The 7961-nt window shown below is 66.1% G+C and carries 7 protein-coding genes and 1 pseudogene; 5 read left to right on the forward strand and 3 right to left on the reverse strand.

Going from position 1 to position 7961, the window contains the following annotated elements; all coding sequences use genetic code 11:
- Positions 1 to 6: 6 nt before the first annotated feature.
- Positions 7 to 1233: a 5-aminolevulinate synthase gene (hemA, locus tag MFF24_RS21490; protein WP_238227410.1), complete on the reverse strand. Its 1227-nt coding sequence runs from the start codon at positions 1231 to 1233 to the stop codon at positions 7 to 9.
- Between the two features lie 106 nt (positions 1234 to 1339).
- A complete protein-coding gene (locus tag MFF24_RS21495) occupies positions 1340 to 1744 on the reverse strand; it encodes a DUF983 domain-containing protein (RefSeq protein ID WP_003603376.1) in 405 nt (134 codons plus the stop codon).
- Between the two features lie 192 nt (positions 1745 to 1936).
- On the opposite strand from MFF24_RS21495, the gene MFF24_RS21500 reads away from it, so the two are divergent.
- The 5 genes and pseudogenes from MFF24_RS21500 to MFF24_RS21520 all read left to right on the forward strand — a co-directional run.
- On the forward strand, positions 1937 to 3328 hold the full coding sequence (locus MFF24_RS21500) for an aminotransferase-like domain-containing protein (protein WP_238227420.1): 1392 nt from the start codon (positions 1937 to 1939) through the stop codon (positions 3326 to 3328).
- A 616-nt stretch (positions 3329 to 3944) separates the two neighbouring features.
- Positions 3945 to 4535, forward strand: a complete 591-nt coding sequence (locus MFF24_RS21505; RefSeq protein WP_373322733.1) for a sigma-70 family RNA polymerase sigma factor — start codon at positions 3945 to 3947, stop codon at positions 4533 to 4535.
- Complete coding sequence (locus MFF24_RS21510; protein ID WP_238227422.1) at positions 4532 to 5263, forward strand: anti-sigma factor; 732 nt, start codon at positions 4532 to 4534, stop codon at positions 5261 to 5263. The genes MFF24_RS21505 and MFF24_RS21510 overlap by 4 nt, the downstream gene beginning before the upstream one ends.
- A 288-nt stretch (positions 5264 to 5551) precedes the next feature.
- Positions 5552 to 6103 carry a fasciclin domain-containing protein gene (locus tag MFF24_RS21515; RefSeq protein ID WP_238227424.1) on the forward strand — a complete coding sequence of 184 codons (552 nt, stop codon included), beginning with the start codon at positions 5552 to 5554 and terminating at the stop codon, positions 6101 to 6103.
- Between the two features lie 28 nt (positions 6104 to 6131).
- Positions 6132 to 6657 (forward strand): annotated as a pseudogene (locus tag MFF24_RS21520) (IS3 family transposase); the annotation flags it as partial.
- Positions 6658 to 6917: 260 nt separating this feature from the next.
- Here MFF24_RS21520 and MFF24_RS21525 read toward each other — a convergent pair.
- The gene (locus MFF24_RS21525; protein WP_283214534.1) at positions 6918 to 7283 is read right to left on the reverse strand and encodes an IclR family transcriptional regulator domain-containing protein; all 366 of its coding nucleotides are present in this window, start codon (positions 7281 to 7283) and stop codon (positions 6918 to 6920) included.
- Between the last annotated feature and the right edge of the window lie 678 nt (positions 7284 to 7961).

Here is a 7961-nt window from a genome sequence, read left to right on the forward strand (position 1 = left end):
GCGCGGTCAGGCGGCCACCGAGACCTCGCCCCAGCCCAGGCGTGAGCGAACCTCGACGAGCGCCCCCACGAGCGCCCGCATGTGCTCCTCGGTGTGGAGCGGCGTCGGGGTGATCCTCAGCCGCTCGCCGCCGCGCGGCACGGTGGGATAGTTGATCGGCTGGACGTAGATGCCGTGGCGCTCCAGCAGCTCCTCGCTGATCCGCCGGCAGAGGTGAGCGTCGCCGACCATCACCGGCAGGATATGGCTCTGGCTCGGCAGGACCGGCAGGCCGGCCTTGCGCAGCATGGCCATCAAGATCACCGTGTTGCGCTGCTGCGCGTCCCGCTCCGCCTGGCTGTCCCTGAGGTGCCGCACCGCCGCCCGCGCGCCGGCTGCGAGGTGTGGGGAAAGCGAGGTCGTGAAAATGAAGCCGGCCGCGTGGCTGCGGATGACGTCCACCACCGGGGACGGACCGGCGACGTAGCCGCCCATGGCGCCGAAGGCCTTGCCGAGCGTCGCCTCGATCAGCGTGATGCGATGGGCGACCCCCTCGCGCTCCGCGATGCCGCCGCCGTGCGGGCCGTACATCCCGACCGCGTGCACCTCGTCGAGGTAGGTCAGCGCCCCGTGGCGCTCCGCGACGTCGCAGATCTCGGCGATGGGCGCCACGTCGCCGTCCATGCTGTAGACGCTCTCGAACGCGACAATCTTGGGCCGTTCAGGATCGAACTGCGCGAGCAGCCTGTCGAGCGCGGCGACGTCGTTGTGTGGGAAGATCGCCTTCTCGGTCCCGGAGCGGCGGATGCCCTCGATCATCGAATTGTGGTTGCCCGCGTCCGAGAAGATCACGCTGTCCGGCAGGACCTGGCCGAGCACGCTCAGAGCCGCGAGGTTCGAGACGTAGCCCGAGGTGAACAGGAGGGCGGCCTCCTTCCCGTGCAGGTCGGCCAAGTCGTGCTCCAGCAGGACGTGCTCGTGGGCCGTGCCGGAGATGTTGCGGGTGCCGCCTGCGCCGGCGCCGTAGCGGTCCAGGGCCGCATGCATGGCGTTGATGACCTCGGGGCTGTGGCCCATTCCGAGGTAATCGTTGCTGCACCAGACCGTGACCGGCCGGCGACTGCCGTCCGGATGCCGCCAGATGGCGGTCGGGAATGTGCCGACATTCCGCTCAAGCTCGATGAACGTCCGGTAACGGCCGTCCTCGCGCAGCTTCCGGAGGGAGGCCTCGAAAACATCGGAGTAGGGCAGCATCGTCCCGGTCCTTGTCAGGTCTGATCAAGTCGGCAGTGGGATCCAGGCAGGACAGTCCATGCCGCAGACGCGCATCCGTCCGGGCCCGCGCGGCGGAGTGGCGGGGTCAGTCCCCGGTCGTAGGACCGGTGTTGGGTGCTGGCGCGGTCGCGAGGCGTCCTTCTCCCGCCTTGTTGATGTACTGACTGGCGATGAAGAGCCCCTTCAGCGGCCGGATGACCGGCACGCAGGCCAGCAGGAGAAGCGGAAGCGTTACGAGCGCATGGATCCACAGCGGCGGTTCGTAGGCGAGCTCCAGCCAAATACCGAAGGCCGTGACCGGGAAGGCCATCGTCATCATGATGAAGAAGGCGGGTCCATCGGCCGGGTCTGCGAAGCTATAATCAAGGCCGCACGCCTCGCAGCGTGGCTTCAGTGTGATGAAGCCGTCAAACAGGTGCCCCTCGCCGCAGCGTGGGCAGCGGCAGCGCAGCCCAAGGGAAAGCATCGATTGATCAGTTGTTCTTTGCATCGTCCACATTCCGGAACGGCTCGCCGTCCAGCGGCATGAAGGGGCACCTTGCGCGCCCCGAATGTATGGCTTAGATATCCATACATTCATGGTGAAATTTGGCTGCTGTTAAGGCGCCTTCGAAGACAAAGCTGCGTCTCGCCTCGCCTGCACGATGTATGTATGCATACACTAGCGCTAGAACAGGGGTCAATGATGGAATCCTGGAACCCGACAATCGCTGGCGACGCGGGCCCGAAGTACCTCGCCATCGTCAAGGCGCTGGCCGAGGACATCCGTGCCGGTCGGCTGCCGCCGGGCGTGCGCCTGCCGCCGCAGCGCGCCCTGGCCAAGCACCTCAACGTCGATCTCACCACGGTCACGCGTGCCTTCAACGAGGCGCGCCGGACTGGCTTGATCGATGCCACCGCCGGCAGGGGCAGCTTCGTTCGCAGGCTCCCGCCGCCGCCCGCGGAGATGCGCAGACCGGACCCGTCCGGAAGCGTCGACTTGAGCATGAACATGCCGCCACAGCCGGCCGCGGCGCGTCTGGCCGAGCGTATGGAGGCAGGCTTGTCGCGGCTTGCCGGCTCGCCGGGCTTCTTCGACCGGATGCAGTACCAGGACAGCGCCGGGAACATGGCCGACCGTACTGCGGCGGCGCATTGGCTCGGCGTCCGGCTCGGGCTGCTTCCGGTGCACCGCGTCCTCGTGGCGGGTGGCGCCCAGGTCGTGCTCGCCGCCGTGCTCGCCGCCATGCTCAGGCCGGGCGATCCGCTCTGCGTCCCCGCCCTGACCTACCCGGGCCTTCGCATGGCCGCCGAGCGCCGCGGCATTCGCCTCGTTCCGGTGCCCTGCGACGCCGACGGGCTCGACCCGGACGCGTTCCTGGAGAGTTGCAAGGCCGAGCGGCCGCGGGCCTTGTACCTTGTGCCGACGCTCGACAACCCGACGACCGCGACGCTGCCGCTGGCGCGCCGCGAGCGAATCGCCGAGGTCGCGCGTTCGCACGGCGTCGCGGTCATCGAGGACGACGCCTACGGCGCGTTGCCGCCCGACGCCCCACCTCCCATCGCCTCCCTGGCGGCAGACATCACTTGGCACATCGCGACGCTGTCCAAGTGCGTCAGCCCGGGCCTGCGCATCGCCTACGTCGCCGTGCCCGGGACGAACGAGGCGGTGCGGCTCGCCGCCGAGCTGCGGGCCATCAACATGATGGCCTGCCCGCTCACGGCCGCACTCGCCTCGCAGTGGATCGCCGAGGGCGAGCTCGACGCGGTCGTCACGGCCATTCGGCAGGAGAACGGCCGCCGGCAGGCCGTCGCCCGCGAGGCCCTGCAGGGCCTCGACCTCCAAGCCCATTCCTGCGGCCACCACCTCTGGCTCCGGCTTCCCGAGCCCTGGCGTCGCGGCGAGTTCGGGGCGCATGCGCGTCAGCTCGGGCTGTCGGTCATCCTGAGCGATGCCTTCGCTGTCGGACCCGCTCCCGAAGCCATCCGAGTCTCCCTCGGCGCGGCCCCGGACGCCGAGACGCTGCGGTATGGGCTGAGCCTGCTTGCGACGTTGCTGACGCATCCGCCCGGCGCGATCTCGACGGTCGTCTGACATGGCGGACGTGGCGTGCGCATCCGGCGAGGAAGAAAGCTCGGCCAAGCTCCGGCGGGAGTTCACCTGGCTCCCGCGGACCAGGGTACCAGCATCACCGCCGATGAGCGTTCATCGGCGGTGATTGGGCGTGGACATCCCGAGAGGTCAGCTCGCGGGCCCCTGCCGTATCGGCATGAGCACGATCCAAAATCCCGGAAGCGCGGAACCGCTTCAGACGCATCATCAGATCGGCACGGACAGAACCTTGATCCGAAGTGCAAAATCGCGAGGCTTGTTGTCGTTTGCTGTGTCTCCTTGCCAATCGCGGCCCGTCCTCAGAGCTTGGCAAAGAAGCAGGCGGGCGTGTAGTACAGCTCGGGTGATGGGCTCCTCGTAATCCCTTCCAGACTTTCGCCACCACTGCCTGGAAGGTCCACTACATAATAAGAAAAAGACTTGATAACGGCGGCCCCAGCATCTGCAGAGCATCTCCTTTCGAGAAGCTGGTGCAATAGGCCGCCAACCGACTGGCAAGCATCTCCTCACTCCCTGGTGGGAGCGCAGTACGCGCGGGCTGCTCACAAGTATGCTGGGAGATCCATGCTATACCGAGCCTACGGCGACGCTTTTTCGCGTGAGCAGCGCCGTGCAGACCGGGGGGAATAGAGTGCCAGACGAGGGCGCACAGGCCGAAGCAGATCTCGCGCGGTTGATTAGGTCCGTGGCTGGTGGGGATCGTGCGGCGCTGCGCACGCTCTACGACACCACGGCTCCGAAACTTCTCGGGATCATCCTTCGTATCGTGCCGGATCGGAGTGCGGCCGAGGACGCGCTGCAGGAGGTGTTCGTGCGCGTTTGGCAGCGGGCGGGCAGCTACGATCCATGGGCCGGGGCACCCCTCGCCTGGATGATTGCCATCGCGCGCCACCGGGCAATCGATTTCGTGCGGCAGGAGAGGGCTGCTCGCCTGACTTTCCCGGAAGAGGGTTGGCTTGAGCGACTGGTCGATACCCGCGACGGGGAGACCGAACTTACCCGGCGCGACGCTCTCAGCCATTGCCTCGACAGCGTGGAAAGGCCGCAGCGCGACTGCCTGGTGCTCGCGTATTGTGAAGGCTGGTCACGGGAAGAGTTGGCCACGCGATATGACCGTCCGGTCAACACGATCAAGACTTGGTTGCGCCGCGGCCTCAACAGCCTGCGTGGCTGCTTGGAGGCAGCATGAGCACCGCTTCCGCACATTCGCCCTTCTGGACCGAGGACCCCGATGGGGCGGCGGGTGAGTACGTCCTCGGTACCTTATCCGCCGAAGAGCGGGCTGCCTTCTCTCAGGCGTTGGAACGGGACGCATCGCTGCGTGCCGCGGTCGCTGTCTGGGAAGAACGGCTTGCGCCCCTTGCTTCGACAGCGCCAGCAGTGATGCCCGCCCCGAAGGTCTGGAGCGCAATCGAGAACCGGATCTTGGATGCCGCCAAGGCCAACCACGAGACTGGCAGCGCGCGCATCCTCCGGCTCGAACGCGGGCTCCGGCGCTGGCGTTGGGCGACGGCTGCGGCTGGGGCCCTTGCGGCCGGTCTCGCCGTCTGGATCGCCGCTGTTCCGCGGCCGGCCACAGTCGATGCGCCGCAATACCTTGCCGTGGTCGACCGCGGCGGCGGCCTGCCAGCGTTGATCGTGCGCGTCGATCTGGCGTCGGGCGTCGTGCAGGTGCGCAGCCTCGCCGCGGAGGCACCGCCGGACCGCAGCCTGGAACTCTGGTACATCAACGACGGAGAGGTCCCGCGCTCCCTTGGCCTCGTCTCTGATGCGATCGCAAGCGTGCCGATCCCACCCTCTCTCCGTACGGGCGTCGATCACGCGAAGTTCGCCGTCACGGTTGAACCACCAGGCGGTGCCCCTGGAGGGAAGGCGACGGGACCCGTCATCTACTCAGGACAGCTCATCCGGGAATGAGCGAGCTTGGCGGCCGCGCAGCGACAGGCCCGTTGGCAGCAGGGCAGGGGGACAGGCCCGTTCGTCTCTGCCGAACCCGGGTGCGCTCCTTATGGCCCGCAGCTGAACATCCTCACTATGAGGCCAGCCGCGCTTTCGGACGCTGATCGCCGGGCGCCCACCAGGCGCGGGCGCTCGACCTTAGTGTCGGGCCACAAATTTTTTCGTCACTGCCTGAAACCTTGTGGCCCTCGACTTCCGTAGAGGCGCGTGACGCCCTTGTGCGGCGTGCATTCTCAGGAAGACAGCATGTCCAAGACCCTTCTCAGTCTCGCCCTCACCCTCGGTCTCGCGACCGGTGCCGCTGCCCCGGCCCTCGCCAAGAACCCGATGGTCGGCGGCGCGCCGATGTATGCGAGCAAGACCATCGTCGAGAACGCGGTCAACTCGAAGGATCACACTACGCTGGTGGCCGCCGTGAAGGCCGCAGGCCTTGTCGACACGCTCTCCGGCCCCGGTCCGTTTACCGTTTTTGCTCCGACCAACACCGCCTTTGCCAAGCTGCCGCCGGGCACAGTCGAGACCCTGGTGCAGCCGCAGAACAAGGCACAGCTCACCGGCATCCTGACCTACCACGTCGTGCCGGGCACCTTCACGGCCAAGGATCTGATGGCGCTGGTCAAGCAGGGCGGCGGCCGCGCGATCCTCAAGACCGTCAACGGTGCCCCGCTCTCGGTCGAGGTCGAGGGCAAGAAGGTCTACGTGACCGACGCCAAGGGCAGCACCGCCACTGTCACCGTGGCCAACGTGATGCAGTCGAACGGCGTGATCCACGTCGTAAACGGCGTGCTGCTTCCCTGAGCAGGGGGTGGCGGGCGAGCAGCCCGCCACAACCTATCATGCCCATGCCGCGCGGCGGCCCGATCCCGGCAAGCTGCCGGCTCGGGCTCGCTCGGACGCGGCGTTCAGGGTCGAGACCCGGCGCGTGTTCGAGGAGAACTTCCACGTCTACGGGGTGCGGAAGGTCTGGCGGCAACTCGGTCGAGAAGGGATCGCGGTGGCCCGTTGCACGGTCGCCCGGCTGATGCAGGTCATGGGGCTGCAGGGCATCGTGCGGGGCAAGAAGGTTCGCAGCACCGTCCTGGACCCGGCCTGCCCGCTCGACCGGGTGAACCGCCAGTTCAAGGCGCCGCGTCCCAACGCCTTGTGGGTCCGCGACTTCACCTACGTCGCGACCTGGGCCGGCTTTGTCTACGTGGCCTTCGTGATCGACGCCTATGCCCGGCGCATCGTCGGCTGGCGGGTCTCCCGCACGGCTCACGCCGCCTTCGTGCTCGACGCGCTGGAAACAGGCCCTGCACGAACGCCGACCGCTCCAGGGCGGCGAGCTCGTGCATCATAGCGACATCGGAAACGGAACGTCTGCTGCCGGACGAAGCGCCAAGGTCTGGTTGCCGCCCCCATCCGGACCTTTAGCGGCAGCACCTCGAATGCCCGCTTGGGGTCAGGAGTTCGCGTGCCGCCTGTTCGGCTGTGCGCTAGAAGCGGAAGTGTGCCCGACGTCCGGTAGCAGACATTTAGCGCCAACGGGCTGACCGTCCGGTGTCGACCCTTACCAGAAGTTCGGCGGGTCCGGTTGAGGGCAGGCTGATTGACGTGAGACAGAGCTTACCTTTCAAGCTCCGAGCCGCTTGGACAGAGCATCGGCTGTCTGTCGCAATTCAACCCCCACGCGGTCCAATACATCCGGCAAAGCTTCACTTTCGATCAGACTGATCGCAACGCCGCCGATAGAGCGGCCTGAGAAGTCCCTAATTGCCGCGCCTATGCAAATCATTCCTTCACGAATTTGCCCATCATCGATTGAGTACCCCCGCCGCCTGATTGCTTCCAGCTCGCCTTTTAGTGCCTCAAGACTCTTGACGCTCGAACGCGTCAACGGCTTGGGCCAGTAATTAGAGAACATATTCTCAAGACGCTGGGTTGGAACGGTTTCGAGTTGTGCCTTACCTGTCGCTGTAAAGACTGCCGGTAGTCGCATGCCAATGCGGAACGTAAACCCGAGCGGTGGAGCCGAGGAACGCGAGATCGCCGCTCGTATGTGGTAGCCCCGATCAATAGCAGTTGGAGACGAATGTCCGGCTGGTCACGAACGCGACCAAGCACATGCTGAAGACGAACAAGAGGAGACGACGCTTACCGGAAGTCCTTCGGGAACGTGTCCGCAAACCATCCTGCAGCCTGCCAGCAGCCATAGATCAAGACGCATAGAAGCAACCCGCCGATCGCGAGCCTGAGCCGGAGCGCATCGTTTCGGGGATCACGCCGGTCAGACAGCTGCCTCTCCATCACACCCAGGCATTGGGCAGGAGAAAGAAGCCGCTCTCGTGGAGGTTGCGAAAGGCCCTACGCTTCTCCGCCGTGTCGGCTGTCGATTGGTCCGTCATCATCAGGTCCTGAAATCTTCCAGCCGACGCCGCTGCTGCCCTAACAGCCTGAAACCGGACCTTCCCAGGGTCTGCAATGGGTGGAGGCTGTGTGAAAACGTAGCGGTTATGATAGTCTCTGCGGGACAGCGGAGGCGTGTATGGCGCGGTTCATCTGTGGTGCGGATCGCCACCAAGTGACGCTGTTGCCGAACCGGTTGGACGACTATGTGTCCGAAGACAATCCGGTGCGCGTCGTCGACCTGTTCGTAGACGAGCTTGATCTCACGGCC

This window comes from Methylorubrum aminovorans, assembly GCF_022179725.1.
Lineage (GTDB): Bacteria > Pseudomonadota > Alphaproteobacteria > Rhizobiales > Beijerinckiaceae > Methylobacterium > Methylobacterium aminovorans.